General features: G+C 71.7%; 15 protein-coding genes and 3 pseudogenes. 4 read left to right on the top strand and 14 right to left on the bottom strand.

Features of this window, described 5'->3' with window-relative positions; all coding sequences use genetic code 11:
- Positions 1 to 101 precede the first annotated feature (101 nt).
- The 3 genes from WJ438_RS35210 to WJ438_RS35200 all read right to left on the bottom strand — a co-directional run bounded on the left by WJ438_RS35210 (position 102) and on the right by WJ438_RS35200 (position 2,566).
- Entirely contained in the window at positions 102 to 1,142 is a 1,041-nt protein-coding gene (locus WJ438_RS35210) for an NUDIX domain-containing protein (protein ID WP_406728795.1), read from the bottom strand.
- Between the two features lie 139 nt (positions 1,143 to 1,281).
- Positions 1,282 to 1,473 carry a hypothetical protein gene (locus tag WJ438_RS35205; protein WP_406728794.1) on the bottom strand — a complete coding sequence of 64 codons (192 nt, stop codon included), beginning with the start codon at positions 1,471 to 1,473 and terminating at the stop codon, positions 1,282 to 1,284.
- A 139-nt stretch (positions 1,474 to 1,612) separates the two neighbouring features.
- Positions 1,613 to 2,566 carry an ROK family protein gene (locus WJ438_RS35200; protein ID WP_406728793.1) on the bottom strand — a complete coding sequence of 318 codons (954 nt, stop codon included), beginning with the start codon at positions 2,564 to 2,566 and terminating at the stop codon, positions 1,613 to 1,615.
- A 210-nt stretch (positions 2,567 to 2,776) separates the two neighbouring features.
- Between WJ438_RS35200 and WJ438_RS35195 the strand changes: the two genes are divergently transcribed.
- Together WJ438_RS35195 and WJ438_RS35190 are read left to right on the top strand one after the other, a co-directional pair.
- Positions 2,777 to 3,853: a LacI family DNA-binding transcriptional regulator gene (locus WJ438_RS35195; RefSeq protein WP_406728792.1), complete on the top strand. Its 1,077-nt coding sequence runs from the start codon at positions 2,777 to 2,779 to the stop codon at positions 3,851 to 3,853.
- A gap of 7 nt (positions 3,854 to 3,860) precedes the next feature.
- The gene (locus WJ438_RS35190; RefSeq protein ID WP_406728791.1) at positions 3,861 to 4,661 is read left to right on the top strand and encodes a hypothetical protein; all 801 of its coding nucleotides are present in this window, start codon (positions 3,861 to 3,863) and stop codon (positions 4,659 to 4,661) included.
- Here the strand turns inward: WJ438_RS35190 and WJ438_RS35185 are convergent.
- From WJ438_RS35185 to WJ438_RS35150, 8 genes and pseudogenes are all read right to left on the bottom strand, one after another.
- Positions 4,607 to 6,328, bottom strand: coding sequence for a serine/threonine-protein kinase (locus WJ438_RS35185; RefSeq protein ID WP_406728790.1), 1,722 nt, complete (start codon positions 6,326 to 6,328; stop codon positions 4,607 to 4,609). The genes WJ438_RS35190 and WJ438_RS35185 overlap by 55 nt on opposite strands.
- Before the next feature lie 48 nt (positions 6,329 to 6,376).
- Positions 6,377 to 6,625 (bottom strand): helix-turn-helix domain-containing protein, encoded by a 249-nt coding sequence (locus WJ438_RS35180; protein ID WP_406728789.1) that lies wholly within the window; start codon positions 6,623 to 6,625, stop codon positions 6,377 to 6,379.
- A complete protein-coding gene (locus WJ438_RS35175; RefSeq protein ID WP_406728788.1) occupies positions 6,625 to 7,122 on the bottom strand; it encodes a DUF2975 domain-containing protein in 498 nt (165 codons plus the stop codon). The genes WJ438_RS35180 and WJ438_RS35175 overlap by 1 nt, the downstream gene beginning before the upstream one ends.
- A 118-nt stretch (positions 7,123 to 7,240) precedes the next feature.
- A complete protein-coding gene (locus WJ438_RS35170) occupies positions 7,241 to 8,545 on the bottom strand; it encodes a DUF6986 family protein (protein WP_406728787.1) in 1,305 nt (434 codons plus the stop codon).
- A 210-nt stretch (positions 8,546 to 8,755) separates the two neighbouring features.
- Positions 8,756 to 9,718, bottom strand: a complete 963-nt coding sequence (locus tag WJ438_RS35165) for an electron transfer flavoprotein subunit alpha/FixB family protein (RefSeq protein ID WP_406728786.1) — start codon at positions 9,716 to 9,718, stop codon at positions 8,756 to 8,758.
- Positions 9,719 to 9,778: 60 nt separating this feature from the next.
- The gene (locus WJ438_RS35160) at positions 9,779 to 10,567 is read right to left on the bottom strand and encodes an electron transfer flavoprotein subunit beta/FixA family protein (RefSeq protein ID WP_406728785.1); all 789 of its coding nucleotides are present in this window, start codon (positions 10,565 to 10,567) and stop codon (positions 9,779 to 9,781) included.
- Positions 10,568 to 10,780: 213 nt separating this feature from the next.
- Positions 10,781 to 11,301, bottom strand: a pseudogene (locus WJ438_RS35155) (flavin reductase family protein).
- Positions 11,302 to 11,518: 217 nt separating this feature from the next.
- Positions 11,519 to 11,905 (bottom strand): thioredoxin family protein, encoded by a 387-nt coding sequence (locus WJ438_RS35150; protein WP_406729903.1) that lies wholly within the window; start codon positions 11,903 to 11,905, stop codon positions 11,519 to 11,521.
- A gap of 409 nt (positions 11,906 to 12,314) precedes the next feature.
- On the opposite strand from WJ438_RS35150, the gene WJ438_RS35145 reads away from it, so the two are divergent.
- Positions 12,315 to 13,043: a lysophospholipid acyltransferase family protein gene (locus WJ438_RS35145; RefSeq protein ID WP_406728784.1), complete on the top strand. Its 729-nt coding sequence runs from the start codon at positions 12,315 to 12,317 to the stop codon at positions 13,041 to 13,043.
- A gap of 629 nt (positions 13,044 to 13,672) precedes the next feature.
- On the opposite strand, the gene WJ438_RS35140 is transcribed toward WJ438_RS35145, so the two are convergent.
- From WJ438_RS35140 to WJ438_RS35130, 3 genes and pseudogenes are all read right to left on the bottom strand, one after another.
- On the bottom strand, positions 13,673 to 14,746 hold the full coding sequence (locus WJ438_RS35140; protein WP_406728783.1) for a threonine aldolase family protein: 1,074 nt from the start codon (positions 14,744 to 14,746) through the stop codon (positions 13,673 to 13,675).
- A pseudogene (locus WJ438_RS35135) lies at positions 14,743 to 15,488 on the bottom strand (SDR family NAD(P)-dependent oxidoreductase). Before WJ438_RS35135 ends, WJ438_RS35140 begins: the two are co-directional and overlap by 4 nt.
- A gap of 38 nt (positions 15,489 to 15,526) precedes the next feature.
- Positions 15,527 to 16,925, bottom strand: a pseudogene (locus tag WJ438_RS35130) (DUF6421 family protein).
- A 252-nt stretch (positions 16,926 to 17,177) separates the two neighbouring features.
- Here WJ438_RS35130 and WJ438_RS35125 point away from each other — a divergent pair.
- On the top strand, positions 17,178 to 17,861 hold the full coding sequence (locus WJ438_RS35125; RefSeq protein ID WP_406728782.1) for a glycerophosphodiester phosphodiesterase: 684 nt from the start codon (positions 17,178 to 17,180) through the stop codon (positions 17,859 to 17,861).
- Positions 17,862 to 17,866 lie beyond the last annotated feature (5 nt).

Below are 17,866 nucleotides of genomic sequence, written 5' to 3'. Positions count from 1 at the left end.
GGCACGGCCGCGTGCGACGCCCGGCCCGTAACCACGACCGGGCCGGGCTTCGCACGGGAGGTTCGGCCACGCGAGACCGCGCAAGGGCCGGGTTGCGGACGTCAGCCGACCGGTACTCCGGCTTCCAGGTACATCGCCTTCCCGCGTTCCCGCGCCCGCAGCGCGCGGCGGAGGCGCTCGTAGCGCACCGGGGGCAGCATGTCGGCGGCCTCCGTCTCGGAGACGAAGCGCCAGTCGCGCAGTTCGGGACCGGGCAGCAGCAGCCGCGCGGCATCGGCGGCGTCGAGACGACCGCCGTCGAAGAGCAGGCGCAGGCCGCCGTAAGCGGGCGGCGCGGGTGGTTCCCAGTCGACGACGAGCAGCGCCGGCACGTCGTCGAGGCGGATCCCGGTCTCCTCGGCGACCTCGCGCATGCCCGCCCGCGCCGGTGCCTCACCGGGTTCGACGACCCCGCCCGGGAACTCCCAGCCCGGCTTGTAGGTCGGGTCGACGAGAAGCACTCTGTCCCGCTCGTCGAAGAGGAGGACACCGGCGGCCACGGTCTCGGCGGTCGGCTCGGGTGTCTGCACGATGTCGCAGGCGGGAATTTCTCCGCTGCCGACCGCCTCGGCGATGCGGCCGGCGGTGTCGTACGGGGTCAGCGGGCCGGTGTCGATCGGATAGGCGTCGGCGGTGAGCCAGGAGGCCAGGGCCGCCCGGTACGGCTCGATGTGGTCGTAGGACCACTGCCGTACCCGCATCTCGCCGTCCGGGAGGTCCGGTGGGACCTCCCGGCCCGCTATTCGCTCACGCAGGATCGTTTCCGCCGGAGCGAGGAGAACATGCCGGACCAGAATGCGGCGGGCCGCGAGGCCACCGAAGATCTCGTCCCGGTACTCCTGTCTCAGCAGGGTCATCGGCACGACGAGGGTCCCGCCGAGTTCGGCGAGCATCGCCGCCGCCGTGTCGATCACCAGTCGGCGCCAGATGGGAAGGTCCTGGTAGTCGCCGACCTCGGCGAGGCGTTTGGGCGGAAGCAGATGGTTGAGCGCCCCGCCGATGACCTCGGGGTCGAAGAGCGCGCTGTTCGGGATCAGTTCGATCAGTTCCCGTGCGGTCGTGGTCTTCCCCGCACCGAACGCACCGTTGATCCAGACGATCACGGTTCCCCCTCCTCCGTCGGCCCCCTGTGGCTTGCCCGCTCCACCCTGCCACGGAAACCAGCCCCAGTTGAGAACGCACACCAACGGCGCCGACGCCCCTTCCGAGGCATCGGCGCCGGGGATTCCGTGGTGGGGCCCGTCAGCCCTTGGCCTCCCGGTGGTCGTCGGCGAGGAACGGGCTCTCGTCGGCGACGGTCTGGTCGAGGGTGCTGAGGGTGTCGCCGACGGGGAGGCCGTCGAGGCTCTCACCGAGCGCGTGCGACGGGGTGACCGCCGCGACGACGAAGCCGGTGGCGAGGGAGGCGATGGCGAGCATGCTGCGCTTCTTCATGCCCGGCTCAACTGCCGAAACCGCCTCGGGGTCACGCTCGGGTCCGCGAGGCGGTGCGTACGGCGTGGCGGCACCTTGCGTACGACGCGTGGCACTTGCGGTGTGATGCGTTCGGCGTGGGACGTGTGGCGGGCCGTCCTCAGACGCCCGCGGCGGCCGGGTCCTTCCGCTTCGCCAGCGCCGCGGCCGCCGCACCCACCAGCCCGGCGTCGGTGCCCATCTGCGCCGGTGTCACCACGAGCCGCCGGACGAAGGACAGGGTGGCGTACTCGGTCAGGGCCTGCCGCAGAGGCGCGAAGAGGACCTCGCCCGCCTTGCCCACTCCCCCGCCGACGACGGCGATGTCGATCTCGACGAGGGTCGCGGTGGCCGCGATTCCGGCGGCCAGTGCCCGCGCCGCCCGGGCGAACGACGCCACGGCCACCGGATCCCCGGCCCGGGCGGCGGCGGCCACCGCGGCGGCGGAGGTGTCGCCGTCCGGGCCGGGGCGCCAGCCGTTCTCCAGGGCCCGTCGGGCGATGTTGGGGCCGCTCGCGATGCGTTCCACACAACCGCGTGAGCCGCACGGGCACGGGTCGCCGTCGAGATCCACGCTGATGTGGCCGATGTGCCCCGCGTTGCCGGTCGGCCCGGAGTGCAGCCGGCCGCCCAGCACCAGTCCGCCGCCGACCCCGGTCGAGACGACCATGCACAGTGCGTTGTCATGGCCGCGGGCGGCACCCTGCCAGTGTTCGGCCGCGGTGATCGCCACACCGTCGCCGATCAGTTCCACGGGCAGCCCGCCGGTCGCCGCCCGGACCTCGGCGACCAGCGGGTAGTCGCGCCAGCCGGGCACGTTCACCGGGCTCACGGAGCCCGCCGAGGCGTCCACGGGGCCGGCGCTGCCGATACCGACCGCGCACGCGTTCTCCCACAGCGGGGACGCGGTGAGCTCCGCCAGCACCGCCCCGACCGCCCGCATCACGGTGTCGCCCGCCTCCTCGGCGGGCGTCGGCCGCTGGGCCCGGACCAGAATCCGGCCCTGGCCGTCCACCAGTGCGCCGGCGATCTTGGTACCGCCGATGTCGAGCGCAGCCACGAGGTCGGTGTGCATCAGTGTCGGATCTCCCCGTCAACCATGAGAAAAGCGCCGAAATGACCCATGCCCGGCCAGGAACCAACACACAGGGCGAGCCGCACCTCGATCTCGCGGTGCTCTGCGGGCCGGAGTGCGCGGTGGACAGTGTCCCCGAGCTTGACAACGTTGTCCAGGCTCTATGCTCGACGCCACATCCTCATACAAGCCCATGGATCCACGCACCCCATGGTCGACAGGACAGGACACCGCACCGTGCCGGAGACACCCCGCCGCACCCATCGCCTCTCAGGGTCCCGTTACGGCAACCGTCCGACCATGAAGGACGTGGCGGCCCGCGCCGGGGTCGGCCTGAAGACGGTCTCGCGAGTGGTCAACGGCGAGCCCGGGGTCACGCCGGAGACGGAGCGCCGGGTGCAGGAGTCCATCGACGCCCTCGGTTTCCGCCGCAACGACAGTGCCCGGGTGCTCCGCAAGGGCAGCACCGCCAGCGTCGGCCTGGTCCTGGAGGATCTCGCGGACCCGTTCTACGGTCCGCTGAGCCGGGCGGTCGAGGAGGTCGCCCGCGCGCACGGCGCGCTGCTGATCAACGGCTCCAGCGCCGAGGACGCCGACCGCGAACAGGAGCTGGTGCTGGCACTGTGCGCCCGCCGGGTGGACGGGCTGGTGGTGATCCCGGCCGGTGACGACCACAGGTATCTCGAACCGGAGCTCAAGGCGGGCGTCGCCACGGTCTTCGTGGACCGGCCGCCCGGCCGCATCGACGCCGACGTCGTCGTGTCGGACAACTTCGGCGGTGCCCGTGACGGCGTGGCGCATCTGATCGCCCACGGGCACCGCCGAATCGGTTTCATCGGTGACATGTCCGGTATCCACACCGCGTCCGAGCGGCTGCGCGGCTACCGCGCCGCCATGGAGGACGCGGGCATACAGGTGGAGGACGCCTGGATCTCCCTCGGCGTCACCGACCCCGAGCGGGTGCGCCGGGCCACCGAGGAGATGCTCTCCCGCCCGGACCCGGTCACCGCGGTCTTCGCGGGCAACAACCGGGTGACCGTCACCGTGATCCGGGTCCTGACCGAGCAGTCCCGTCAGGTCGCGCTCGTCGGCTTCGACGACATCGAACTCGCTGATCTGCTCCAGCCGGGCGTCACGGTCGTCGCCCAGGACGCGGCGGCCCTCGGCCGGACCGCGGCCGAGCGCCTCTTCCGCCAGCTGGACGGCACCCTGATCGCCCCCGAGCGCGTCGAGCTGCCGACCCGGCTGATCACACGCGGTTCCGGTGAGCTGCCCCCGGCGGACTGAGCCTTTGGTGTCCGCAGAGGACCGCACGCTGCGTGCGCTGGGCCTGGCCGAGGCGCCGCGCGAACATCCGCTGCTGTATCCGGGTGTGTGGCCAAGGGAGTCGGGACTGCTCGACGGTGACCTGCTGCTGCCGTTGGACCGCCTGGTCCACGAGGACCGCACGCCCGTCCTCGCGATCGGCTCCAATGCCTTCCCCGGTCAACTGCGGTACGAGATAGCCCAGTTCGGCATCTTCTCCCCGGCCCCGACGGTGCGGACGCGGACGACCGGCGTCGACGTGGGAGTCTCGGCGCATGTGAGCCGCACGGGGTGTGTGTCCGCGTCCCCCGTCAACGCCCCGTCACGGGTGAGGGACTTGTTCGTCCTCTGGCTGGACGCCGAGCAGTTCGCGGTGACCGATGCCAGCGAGGGCGTGCCGCTCCCGGACGGCAACTACGACCGTGCCTGGCTGCCGGCCCCCGACGTGCGGATCGAACGCTCCGACGGCACCTCACTGCCCGGCGCGTACGTCTACGTCAACCGGCACGGCGTCCTCCACGACGGCACCGACGCCCCGCGCACGCATCCCGGTCAGCGCCCGCTGCTCAGCGAACTCCTCTTGAATTCACCGGCGTCGCGGACGATGTTCGGCGTGTTCACCGAGCAGTTCAGCGCACGGGCCCACGCCGACCGGCTGCTGTGCGCGCGGGGCACGCGGCTGTCCGCCGAGGAGCGGTGGGTGACGGCGTCCGGCCGGGAGCGGTACGTACGGTCTCAGCAGACGGGGAGCCCGGGCACCGGTGCGTCGTTGTCGCCGCCCCGCACGTAGACGACGCTGACCCAGACGTCGGTGTTGCCGCTGTCGTCGTCCGTCTTGGCCCACCAGACGTTGGTCCACTCGCGGTACGTCTCACGGCGGTCCAGGTTCTGCTGGCAGTAGAAGTAGTTGGTGCCCGCGTGGAGGACGCCCGCCCGGGTGCCGGAGGCGGTGTAGGACGTGGCGGTGCGTCCGACATGGCAGTTGTACTTGCCGCCGCCGATGGAGTGGCAGCCCGGGGCCGGATTGGTCGGGGCGCTGCCTCCCGTGCCACCGCCCCCGGACGCTGCCTCTGCCGGGGCCTCCTCCGGAGCGGTCGAGGCGGGGCGGTCGGGGACCGGGGTGGTGGCCTTCTCCTTCTCGTCGGGCTGGTCCTGAGAAGCCTCGCTCTGCTCGTCGCCCTGCCCGGTCGGTCCGGGGCTCGCGGAGCCTTCGTCCGCGCGGGTGGACGCCGAGGCGGAGGCCGCGGGATCGATACGGGCGTCCCCGGTCGCCGCGTCCGCCCTGGTGCCGTCCGGGGAGTCGAGCAGGGCGACGGTGACTCCGGCCGCGGCGAGGACGAAGGTGACGGTCGCGGCGGCGAGCAGGACGCGCCCCCTGCGGCGGGTGCCGGCCGGGGAGTTCCCGGGGCCGCCGGCAGGACCGGCGGCCCCGGGGACGGCGGGTGCGCCGACGGCGCCGGAACTCGCCGTTCCCGCCTGTGGTCCGGTCGGCCGCGGTGGGCCGAAGCCCGGTGGTACCGCCGGGACGCCGCGCTGTGTCTCGGTGCGGCCGGGTGGGGCCGCGAACCCGCGCAGGGACGTCGTCGCAGTGTCCGTTCCGCGGCCGTTCGCGACGGCCTCCAGCAGTTCGCGGGCCTCCTCCGCCTCCGTGCGGGACCCGGGCCGTTTGTCCATCAGCTGCCGCAGGACGGGCGCGAGGGGCCCCGCCCGGCGGGGCTCGGGCAGGGGCTCGGTGACGATCGCGGTGAGGGTGGAGAACGTCGACGTACGGCGGAAGGGCGAGGCGCCCTCCACGGCCGCGTACAGCGTGGCGCCGAGGGACCAGACGTCGGAGGCGGGGCCGGGGTCGGCGCCCTGGGCCCGTTCGGGAGCCAAGTAGTCGAGGGAACCGACGAGTTCGCCACTGCGGGTCAGGTGGGCCGCCGAGCCGTCACCCGGGTCCTCCATGGTGGCTATGCCGAAGTCGGTGAGCACGATCCGGCCGGAGCGGTCGAGCAGGATGTTGCCGGGCTTCACGTCCCGGTGGAGCACGCCCGCGCGGTGCGCGGCGGCCAGCGCGTCCATGACCTCGGCACCGATCCGGGCCGCCGCAGTGGGGTCCAGGGTGCCGCGCTCGCGCAACACGTCGTCCAGGGAGGGTCCGTCGACCAGTTCCATGACGATCAGCGGGCGGCCGTCCACCTCGGCGATGTCGTGCACCGCGATGACGCCGGGGTGCCGCACCCGGGCCGCCGCCCGCGCCTCGCGTCGCATCCGCAGCGCGAGCTCGGTCAGTTCGGGGCCGGCGGCGTCGGTGTAGGTGCGCAGTTCCTTGACGGCCACCTCGCGGCCGAGGACCTCGTCCAGCGCCTTCCAGACCACGCCCATGCCGCCGCGCCCGAGCTGCTCCGTGACGCGATAGCGTCCGGCCAGCAGCCGCCCGATCCCGTCCGGCCGCCCGTTCTCCCCCGCTGACACCGCTGCCCCGTTCCTGTGAAACCCACCGACCCATGCGTGCCGTACAGCCTAAGGCGCACTGGTGGCAGGAGCGGGAGCGGGCTCCGGGGCCTGTTCGGGTTCCCAGCGCAGCAGGTCGCCCGGCTGGCACTCGAGCACTTCGCAGAGCGCGGCCAGCGTGGTGAAGCGCACCGCCTTGGCCCGGCCGTTCTTGAGCACGGCCAGGTTGGCGGGGGTGATTCCGACGCGGTCCGCGAGTTCGCCGACGGACATCTTTCGCCTGGCCAGCATCACGTCGATGTCGACGGCGATCGGCATCAGATCACCTCGGCGAGCTCGGCCCGCATCCGCGTCGCCTCCACGTCGCGGGTGACGGCCTGGGCGAGCAGCATCCGCAGCACGAGCACGATGAGCGCGACACCCAGGACCGCCAGGCCGACCCCGCCCAGCAGGAGCACGATGCCGGGGGCCACGGCCTCGCCCGGCGCGAGGATCACGCCCAGCGCGAAGACGAGCAGCGCGGCAGCCACGAACGCGCCGATCACGAGGTGCACGTACCGGAAGGCGGCGTGGGAGAACACGGTTCCGCGCCGCGCCATGGTGACCAGCCGCCACACGCAGACCAGCACCACCTGGGCCGTCACCACTCCCAGGACCACGATCAGGAGGAACGGGGCGCGCAGGTGGGTGTAGTCCGGGTCGAGGCCCTCCAGGTCGCTTGCCAGCAGCGGCACCATCAGTGCCTGGACGCACACCGAACCCGCGAGCAGCGCCGCGAGCACGGCGCGGAGCGCGAGCACTGTCAGATGCCCCATCGTCTCTCCTTCGATTGAACTACGATGGGAATCTATCGAAAATCGATAGATTCGACAAGTGGGGACTCGGGCTCGGGCAGCACGAAGGGAGTCGCCGTGAGCCGGCGCGCCGGGTCGGCTACGACGCGGAGGCCGTCAGGTCGCCCCGCCGGGGTGCCGCGAAGCCCTCCAGGTTGGCGCGGGTGAGACCGGCCGCCCGGGCCACCTCGACGAGATCCAAGGCGCCACAGTCCAGGCCGCGCAGCAGGTAGCCGGCGAGGGCCTTGGCGGTGGCGGGCTCGTCCATGACGTCACCGGCCGTCCGGGCGACGTATCGGGCGAGCCGGGCGGCGGCCTGCTCGAAGCCCTCGCGGTAGAAGGCGAAGACGGCCGCGTAGCGGGTGGGGAGGTGACCGGGGTGCATGTCCCAGCCCTGGTAGTAGGCACGGGCGAGGGCGCGGCGGGTGAGGCCGTGGTGCAGTCGCCAGGCTGCGTGGACCTGTGCGGTCGGGCCGACGGGCAGGACGTTGGTGGAGCCGTCCGAGACGCGTACGCCGGTGCCCGCGGCGGCGACCTGCATGACGGCCTTGGCGTGGTCGGCGGCCGGGTGGTCACTGGCCTGGTGGGCGGCGGAGACACCGAGGCAGGCGCTGTAGTCGAAGGTGCCGTAGTGCAGTCCGGTGGCGCGGCCCTCGGCGGCCTGGATCATCCGGGCGACGGTGGCGGTGCCGTCGGCGGCGAGGATGGACTGGCTGGTCTCGATCTGGATCTCGAAGCCGAGCCGGCCGGGTTCAAGACCGCGGGCCTCCTCGAACGCCTCGAGGAGTCGCACCATGGCGGTGACCTGCTCGGGATATGTGACCTTGGGCAGCGTCAGCACCAGCCCGGCGGGCAGCGGGCCGGCCTCCGCCAGGCCGGTGAGGAAGATGTCGAGGGTGCGAATACCCCGGTCGCGCACGGCGGCCTCCATGCACTTCATCCGGATGCCCATGTACGGGGCCGCCGTGCCGTTCTCGTACGCCTCGGCGATCAGCCGTGCCGCGCGGGCGGCGGTCTCGTCCTCCTCGGTGTCGGGGCGGTTGCCGTAGCCGTCCTCGAAGTCGACGCGCAGATCCTCGACAGGTTCGTGCTCCAGCTTCGCGCGGACGCGACCGTACACGTCCTCGGCGAGTGCGTGGTCCAGCCCGATGGCGTGGGCGAACGAGGTGGCGTCCGGAGCGTGTTCGTCCAGGGCGGCCGCTGCCTGGTCGCCCCAGGAGCGGAGGGTGCTGGCGGTGAAGGCGTCGCCGGGGACGTAGACGGTGTGGACGGGCTGGCGGGTGCCCGGGGCTCCGGGGTAGAGCCGTTCCAGTTCGGCGTCGACCGGCGCGAGGGAGGCGCCGATCTCCTCACTGACGGCGCCCGCGAGGCTTGTCGCCACCTGCTCCTGCCGACCCTGGCCCATGTCACACCCTCCCGGCCTTCCGCAATGCGGAATCAACAATCCGTTGAATGAAGTTATCGGGCGACCTTCGCACCGGTCAACACCGTCCCGCGTCCCGATCTGCTCCGCTATCTTCCCTTGGTCGTGACCGGCGACTTCAATGTCGCTGGAACAGGCCGAGGCCCTCACGACCGACGCTCGGTCGTGAGGGCCTCGTACGGCCGGGGGCGATCAGCCCTTGCGGGTCTTGATCTCCTCGGTGAGCCGCGGGACGACCTCGAACAGGTCGCCGACCACGCCGTAGTCGACCAGGTCGAAGATCGGGGCCTCGGCGTCCTTGTTGATGGCCACGATCGTCTTCGAGGTCTGCATGCCCGCCCGGTGCTGGATCGCCCCGGAGATGCCGGCGGCCACGTACAGCTGCGGCGAGACGGACTTGCCGGTCTGGCCGACCTGGCTGGTGTGCGGGTACCAGCCCGCGTCCACCGCGGCCCGCGAGGCACCCACCGCCGCGCCCAGGGAGTCGGCGAGCGCCTCGATGACCGCGAAGTTCTCCGCGCCGTTGACCCCGCGGCCACCGGAGACCACGATCGCGGCCTCGGTCAGCTCCGGACGGCCCGTCGACTCACGCGGCGTGCGCGAGACGACCTTGGTGCCCCTCGCCTGCGCGGAGAAGGTCACCGACAGCGCCTCGACCGTGCCGGCGGCCGGGGCGGCCTCCACGGCGGCCGAGTTCGGCTTGACCGTGATGACCGGCGTGCCCCGGCAGACACGGGACCGGGTGGTGAACGCGGCCGCGAACACCGACTGCACGGCCACCGGACCCGCCTCGCCGGCCTGAAGGTCGACGGCGTCGGTGATCACGCCCGAGCCCAGGCGCAGCGCCAGGCGGGCCGCGATCTCCTTGCCCTCGGCGGACGAGGAGACCAGCACCGCGGCCGGGGAGGTGGCCGCGGCCGCGGCCTGCAGGGCGTCCACCTTCGGCACCACCAGGTAGTCGGCGTACTCGGCGGCCTCGTGGGTGAGGACCCGCGCCGCGCCGTGCTCGGCCAGCACGTTGGCGGTGGCGGCGGCGCCGGCGCCCAGTGCGACGGCGACCGGCTCGCCGATGCGGCGGGCCAGGGTCAGCAGCTCCAGGGTCGGCTTGCGGACCGCGCCGCCGGCGTGGTCGACGTAGACGAGAACTTCAGCCATGGGACTTCTTCTCTCCTGCTTGCGAAGTGTGAGGGGCGGGAAGCGAGTGGAGCCTGCCGCTCAGATGAACTTCTGGCTCGCGAGGAACTCGGCGAGCTGCTTGCCGCCCTCGCCCTCGTCCTTGACGATCGTGCCCGCACTGCGGGCCGGCCGCTCGGTCGCGGAGTCGACCGCGGTGTAGGCGCCCTCGAGGCCGACCTCGTCGGCCTCGAGGTCGAGGTCGGACAGGTCCCAGGAGGTCACCGGCTTCTTCTTCGCCGCCATGATGCCCTTGAACGAGGGGTAACGCGCCTCGCCCGACTGGTCGGTGACCGACACGACCGCGGGCAGGGACGCCTCGAGCCGCTCGGAGGCGGCGTCGCCGTCCCGGCGGCCGGTGACGGTGCCGTCCTCCACGGAGACCTCGGACAGCAGCGTCACCTGCGGCACCCCGAGGCGCTCCGCGAGCAGCGCCGGCACCACCCCCATGACGCCGTCGGTGGAGGCCATGCCGGAGACGACCAGGTCGAAGCCGGCCTTCTCGATCGCCTTGGCCAGCACCAGCGAGGTGCCGAGCGCGTCGGTGCCGTGCAGGTCGTCGTCCTCGACGTGGATCGCCTTGTCGGCGCCCATGGACAGCGCCTTGCGCAGCGCGTCCTTGGCGTCCTCCGGGCCCACCGTCAGGACGGTGATCTCCACGTCGTCGTCGGAGTTCTCCGAGATCTGCAGCGCCTGCTCGATGGCGTACTCGTCCAGCTCGGAGAGCAGACCGTCCACGTCGTCGCGGTCGACGGTCAGGTCCTCGGCGAAGTGCCGGTCGCCGGTGGCGTCGGGCACGTACTTCACGGTGACAACGATCCTCAAGCTCACGCCGGCTCTCCTACTGCATCGTCATTTCTGGCTGCCTGCCTTCAGGCAGCATAAGCGCCTCAAACGGCCGTTCCCGATCGGGGCGAAGCACTCTTCCCAACGAAATATTACTCGCCAGTACACCCAGTTCTTTCCCGCTGAGCAAGCGCTTTGAACTGTGACCTTCGCAACGCAGCGTAACCGGAACTCGACGGCCCCGCAGCAGGGGCTCGGTCAGTCACGCAGTGCGCGGAAACGGCCCTGGTGGTGAACGAGGGGCCGACCGTGGCCGGTGTGGTCGCCGAGCAGGACCTCGGCCAGCACGATCCGGTGATCACCGGCGGGCACGCGCGCCACCACCTCGCACACCGTCCAGGCCAGGACGTCGTCCAGCACGGGGACGCCCTCAGGGCCCTCGTGCCAGGCGGTGGCGGCGCCGAAGCGGTCGGCGCCGGGGCGGGCGAAGGTGGCCGCCAGCTCCCGCTGGTGCTCGCCCAGCACATGGACCCCGACGTGGTCGCTCGCGGCGATCGCGGGCCAGCTGGAGCCCCCGACGCCGACGCCGAAGGAGAGCAAGGGGGATCGGCCGAGACCGAGGCAAGGGAGGTGGCGGTGAAGCCGACCGGACCGGACTCCCCGCGCGCGGTGATCACCGCCACGCCCGCCGCGTGCTGCCGGAAGACGGAGCGCAGCAGCTCCGGCGAGGCCGGTCGGGCGGCGCCGGGGCCCGGTCCCGGGCCGACGGCGGTCTCCATGGAACGTTCCTTCAGCGGAGAGTGCGAGGCGGGAACCCGCCGGGGGTGAAGGAGTTCCGAGTACTCCGAGAACATGGTGTCAGGCTGAGGATAGATGGCACGTACCGTCAAGTCGGTCCCGGGATGTGGGCGATGACCCACGAGGGAGCGTCCCGCCGTCACGCGGCCTCTCCCGGCGCCCGGCCCGGCACACCGCCTCCCCGCCCGGCACGGTGCGTCACACCGCCTCCCCCAGCGCGGCGATCACATCAGCCTTGCGCGGCTGCCCGGTGGCCCGCCGGACGACACGGCCGTCGGCGTCGAGAACCAGCACCGTCGGCGTCTTGAGGATCTCGAGCCGGCGTACGAGGTCCAGGTGGGCCTCGGCGTCGATCTCCACGTGGGCCACGCCCGGGACCAGGCCGGCCACCTCGCCGAGCACCCGCCGGGTCGCCCGGCAGGGCGCGCAGAAGGCGCTGGAGAACTGCACCAGCGTGGCGCGTTCGCCCAGTTCCGCGCCGAGCTCCGGCGCTTGGAGCCGCTTGCCGTCGTCCCGCCCGCGCACCCGTACTCTCCCGCTCCGCCGCCGCAGCGGCACTCCGTGGACACTCGCCGCCGCGAGCACCAGCACACATCATCGGTCCGGTCGTCAACTGTTCGAAGCGTTCACGAGACCGCAAAGATTCCCCGGTGCCCCGTACGGGCTTCCGGGCGGAGCGCTTGATCCATGGACATCGACATGCGGGCGCCGCGCTCGCGGCGGCCTCCTCCACTCCGCTTTCGGTTACCGCCCGTGCTGCGAGATGTACCTGCTCCTACGGCGGACGACGGTGCGCGCGGGGTAATGGCGGCGCAAAAGCCCGAGGTGGATCAAGGGGGTGGACGTGACAAGAATCTCGCCGCGGGTGGCCGTCAGGGCTGGTTCGCCGGTCGTTCTTGGGGCACCATCAGCGACAAGCCGTAAACCTACGGCTGCGTAACTTCGGCTGGGAGTCCCCCTTCCCAGGCAGAGTAGGAAGGGTTCCACCCCACCCATGGCAGAACTCGTCTACCGTCCCGTGATCGGTTTCGCCCAGACTCTGTTCAAGGTGTGGGACCTCAAGATCGACTGCCGGGGTTCGGAGAACATCCCGCGGTCGGGCGGCGCCGTGCTGGTGAGCAACCACATCAGCTACCTGGACTTCGTCTTCAACGGCCTCGCCGCCCTTCCGCAGAAGCGCCTCGTGCGCTTCATGGCGAAGGAGGCCGTGTTCCGGCACCGGGTCTCCGGTCCGCTGATGCGCGGGATGAAGCACATCCCCGTGGATCGCGAGCAGGGCGAGGCGGCGTACGCGCACGCGCTCGACTCGCTGCGGTCCGGCGAGATCGTGGGGGTCTTCCCGGAGGCGACCATCTCGCAGTCGTTCACGTTGAAGAGCTTCAAGTCGGGTGCCACGCGCCTGGCGCAGGAGGCGGGCGTACCGCTGATCCCGATGGCGGTGTGGGGCACCCAGCGACTGTGGACCAAGGGCCACCCCCGCAACTTCAAGCGCAGCCACACCCCGATCACCATCCGTGTCGGTGAGGCGCTCGAGGCGTCCAGGGACAAGTACGCGGGCGCGATCACCCGGCAGTTGCGGGAGCGGGTCCAGGAACTGCTGGAGGCCGCGCAGCGCGCCTACCCGGTGCGCCCCAAGGGCCAGGACGACACCTGGTGGATGCCGGCGCACCTCGGTGGGACGGCCCCGACGCCGGAACAGGTCCGCGAGGCCGAGGCACGCTGACACCCGCCGACCCGCGCCTCCCGCACCGCCGACAGGGTCCCGTCCGTAACCGGGGGAACCGGCGTGCTGCGAGTCGGCCGGTGTTCCCGGCCGGCCCGGCGCCATCCCGTAGGGCACGTCGGCCCGGTCCCAGGCCGCGGCGACGGCGTAGGCGCTGCGGGCCTGGGCCACCGTGTGCGGGGCACCCGGGCGCGCGGCGCGGGTGGGCGGCCTCCACCACGGCGCCGAGCTCCTCGGCGCCGTCACCGCACGGATTCTCGTGCCTGATCAGCTTGCGGACCGCCGGGGGGCGGACCACGTCGTCGCCCGGACCCAGGGCGCGGGTCGAGGCCGGGGCCTCCTGGCAGGGCGGGTCGTCGCCGGAGCCCGCCGGCACCAGCGGGACCGTCGTCGCGGTGGCGAGCGGCGCCACCGCCACGGCCGACGCGAGCAGCCAGTGCCGTCTCAGCAGGGCGAGGCGCCCCGGTCGCACATCCGCTTCCGCCTGTTCTTCCCGCCCCCGTCACGCGCATGGCGGGCAGACCCACGGCCGCCCCGGACCGCCCCTGCGGCGGGGTGCACGGTGATCCGCGCCCCAGGGGGCTGAACTTCTCCAGCAGCTCGGCGAGTTCGGCCGCCGCGGTCTCCGCCTAAGGGCGCGCCATCTCCTCCTTGAGCGCCGCCACGAACGTGTCCACGTCCTCCTCGGTCGTGTCGAAGGCGCACATCCAGCGGACGTCGCCGGCGGCCTCGTCCCAGAAGTAGAAGCGGAAGCGCTTTCGCAGGCGCTCGCCCACGTCGTGCGGCAGGCGGGCGAAGACCGCGTTGGCCTGTACCGGGTGGAGGATCTCCACGCCGTGCACGGCGCGTACACCCTCGGCGAGGCGCTGGGCCATCTCGTTGGCGTGACGGGCGTTGCGCAGCCACAGGTCCCGCGCGAGCAGGGCCTCCAACTGCACCGAGACGAAGCGCATCTTGGAGGCGAGCTGCATGGACAGCTTGCGCAGGTGCTTCATGTGGCTGACGGCGTCCTGGTTGAGCACCACGACCGCCTCGCCGAACAGGGCACCGTTCTTGGTGCCGCCCAGGGAGAGCAGGTCGACGCCGGCCGCGTTGGTGAAGGTGCGCATCGGCACGTCCAGGGTGGCGGCGGCGTTGGCCAGCCGGGAGCCGTCGACGTGCACCTTCATGCCATGGGCGTGCGCGTGCTCGCAGAGGGCGCGCATCTCGTCCGGGGTGTACACCGTGCCCAGCTCGGTCGCCTGGGCTATGGACACCACCTGCGGCATGGCACGGTGCTCGTCCTCCCAGCCGTACGCCTGCCGGTCGATCAGTTCGGGGGTGAGTTTGCCGTCGGGGGTGGGCACGGTGAGGAGCTTGATCCCGCCGACCCGCTCCGGCGCCCCGCCCTCGTCCACGTTGATGTGCGCGCTCTCGGCGCAGATCACGGCGCCCCAGCGGTTGGTGACCGCCTGGAGCGCGACGACGTTGGCGCCGGTGCCGTTGAAGACCGGGAAGGCCTCGGCGGTGGGGCCGAAGTGGCTGCGGATCACCTGCTGGAGGTTCTCCGTGTACGCGTCCTCGCCGTACGCGACCTGGTGCCCGCCGTTGGCCAGGGCCAGGGCGGCGAGCACCTCCGGATGGGCCCCGGCGTAGTTGTCGCTGGCGAAACCACGGACGTCCGGGTCGTGATGACGACGTGCGTCGGTCCTGGGTGGGTTCACGGCTTCTCGGTGAGCCACAGACGGGTTCCGTTCACTTCCGCGGCGGGCTTGTCCCAGACGCCGACGATGGCCTCGGCGAGGTCCTTGACGTCCGTGAAGCCCGCGAACTTCGCGTTGGGGCGGTCGGCGCGCATCGCGTCGTGCACCAACGCCTTCACCACCAGGATCGCAGCCGCCGATGTGGGCCCGTGCTCGCCCCCGGCCTTGCGGAAGTAGTCGCCCATGGCCAGCGTCCACGCCTCGGCGGCGGCCTTGGCGGCGGCGTAAGCGGCGTTGCCCGCGGTGGGCTTGCTGGCGCCGGCCGCGCTGATCAGGATGTACCGGCCGCGGTCGCTGCGCTGGAGCGCCTCGTGGAAGGCGAGGGAGGTGTGCAGCACGGTGCGTACCAGCAACAGCTCCAGCAGGTCCCAGTCGTCCAGTTTGGTCTTGGTGAAGGTCTCGCTGCCGCGCCAGCCGCCGACCAGATGGACCAGGCCGTCGACCCGGCCGAACTCCTTCTCGGTGCGGGTGGCCCACTCGCGGGTGGAGTCCAGGTCGAGCAGGTCGACCGTGTCACCGATGACGGTGGCGCCGCCGTGCGCGTAACGCGCCGCGTCCACGGCCTCCGCCAGTCGCTCCGGGTCGTTGTCGGAGCCGACCACCGTCGCCCCCGCCTCGGCCAGCCTGAGCAGTGCCGCACGCCCCGCGGGTCCCCCGCGCCGGCCACCGCGATCACCGCACCGTCGAGCGCCCCGTGCCCCATGGTCCTCGCCTCCTGAGCAGTGTTGTGAACGAGATCGCTCACGCGGCGACCCGCTCGGCGCTGTCCGCCGTGATGCCCCGGGTGGAGGCGATCACGTTCTTCAGCTTCTTGGACAGTGCCTCATAGAACATGCTCAGCGGAAACTCGTCCGGAAGCACGTCATCGACGAGTTTCCGCGGCGGCTGCGTCAGGTCCAGGGCCTCGGGGCCCTTGGCCCACTTGGATCCCGGGTGCGGGGAGAGATAGGTGGAGACCAGCTCGTCAGCCGGCGAACCAGTGGACGAGTTTCGGGCGGTCGATGCCGTCGCGGTACAGCGTCTCGATCTCGGCGCACAACTGGTTGGTGACCTGCGGGGCGCGGTCCCAGTCGATGCTGAGCTTGTTGTCGGTCCAGCGGACGACGTCGTGCTTGTGCAGGTAGGCGAAGAGCAGCTGGCCGCCGAGGCCGTCGTAGTTGCGGACCCGCTCGCCGGTGACCGGGAAGCGGAACATCCGGTCGAACAGCACCGCGACCTGCACGTCGCGTGCCTGCGGGACGCCGTCGCCGGCGAGCTTGACGGCCTCCTTGAAGGCGGTGAGGTCGCAGCGCAGCTCCTCCAGGCCGTACATCCAGAACGGCTGGCGCTGCTTGATCATGAACGGGTCGAAGGGCAGGTCGCCGTGGCTGTGGGTGCGGTCGTGCACCATGTCCCACAGGACGAACGCCTCTTCGCAGCGCTTCTGGTCGTGCACCAGCGCGGCGACGTCGTCGGGCAGCTCGAGGCCCAGGATGTCGACGGCGGCGGCGGTCACCCGGCGGAAGCGGGCGGCCTCGCGGTCGCAGAAGATGCCGCCCCAGGTGAACCGCTCGGGGGCCTCGCGCACGGCGATGGTCTCGGGGAAGAGCACCGCGGAGTTGGTGTCGTAGCCCGCGGTGAAGTCCTCGAACGAGATGCCGCAGAACAGCGGGTTGTCGTAGCGGGTGCGCTCCAGCTCGGCCAGCCAGTCGGGCCAGACCATGCGCAGCACGACCGCCTCGAGGTTGCGGTTCGGGTTGCCGTTCTGCGTGTACATCGGGAAGACGACCAGGTGCTGGAGGCCGTCCTCGCGGTGCGCCGCCGGATGGAAGGCCAGCAGCGAGTCGAGGAAGTCGGGCACCTCGAAGCCGCCCTCGGCCCAGCGGCGCAGATCCTTCACCAGGGCCTCGTGGTAGGCGCGGTCGTGCGGGAGCAGCGGGGACAGCTCGTCGAGCGCCTCGGTCACCCGGCGCACCGCGGCCTCGGCCTCGGCGCGGGCCGGGGCGGCCTCGGCGTCGAAGTCGATCGAGCCGTCCTTCGCCTGCCAGGGCCGGATTCGCTGCACGGCATCCTTGAGCACGGGCCATGCCGGGTGCTCGACCACCCTTGCTGCCGGAGGAACGCTCCCCTCCATACCCATCCGCACAAGAATTTCCGTCATATCCCATCCTTCGCCGAAGAACCTGCGTACGACGACCGTATACGTACGGGGTTTCTCCCAGCAAGGGGAGCTTCCGCAAATTATCCTGCGCCACCCCGGTCATCACCGCGTTTTTTCCTGCCCCTCACACGGGTGGACGACACTCCTTAGAAACGATGTTCAGCGTCTGGACGAAACGGGCACAGGCGATACGGTCCAGGAGGGCCGTAGGGACGCGGCCCTGTGCCGCCGTCGACGGAAGCGAGTCGGATCTTGAACTTCCTCACCATCGGTCACCGCGGAGTCATGGGTGTCGAGCCCGAGAACACCCTCCGGTCCTTCGTCGCCGCCCAGGAGGCCGGCCTCGACGTCATCGAGCTCGATCTGCATCTGAGCAAGGACGGCGAGCTCGTCGTCATGCACGACGCGGAACTGGACCGCACGACGGACGGCACGGGCCCGATCGCCGACCGGACCGTCGCCGAACTGCGCGCCCTGGACGCCGGTCGCGGCGAGCGGATCCCCGTCTTCGAGGAGGTGCTGGACGCCGTCCACGTACCGCTGCAGGCCGAGATCAAGGACGTACAGGCAGCCAGGGCACTGGCCGAGGTGATGAACCGGCGGGGCCTGACGGGCCGGATCGAGGTGTCCTCGTTCCACGACGACGCGATCACCGAGATCGCGCGCCTGGTGCCCGGGGTCCGCACCGCGCTCGTAGCCAGCCGGTACAGCACGGACGTCGTGGAGCGGGCCGTCGGGGCCGGTGCGGCGACCGTCTGCCTGAACATCCGCCGCCTCACCCTGGAGATCGTCGAGCAGGCCCGCAAGGCGGACCTGAGGATCATCGGCTGGGTGGTGAACACGCAGGACCACCTCAGGCTGGTCCGGGCCCTCGGGCTCGACGGCGCGACCACCGACTACCCGGAGATCAAGCGCACCGGCCGCTTCACCGCGTGACGGCC

The sequence above is a fragment of the Streptomyces sp. GD-15H genome (genome assembly GCF_045291515.1).
In the GTDB taxonomy this organism is placed as follows: domain Bacteria; phylum Actinomycetota; class Actinomycetes; order Streptomycetales; family Streptomycetaceae; genus Streptomyces.
Note: the sequence above shows the minus strand (reverse complement) of the source record. Positions and strands in the feature narration are given on the sequence as shown.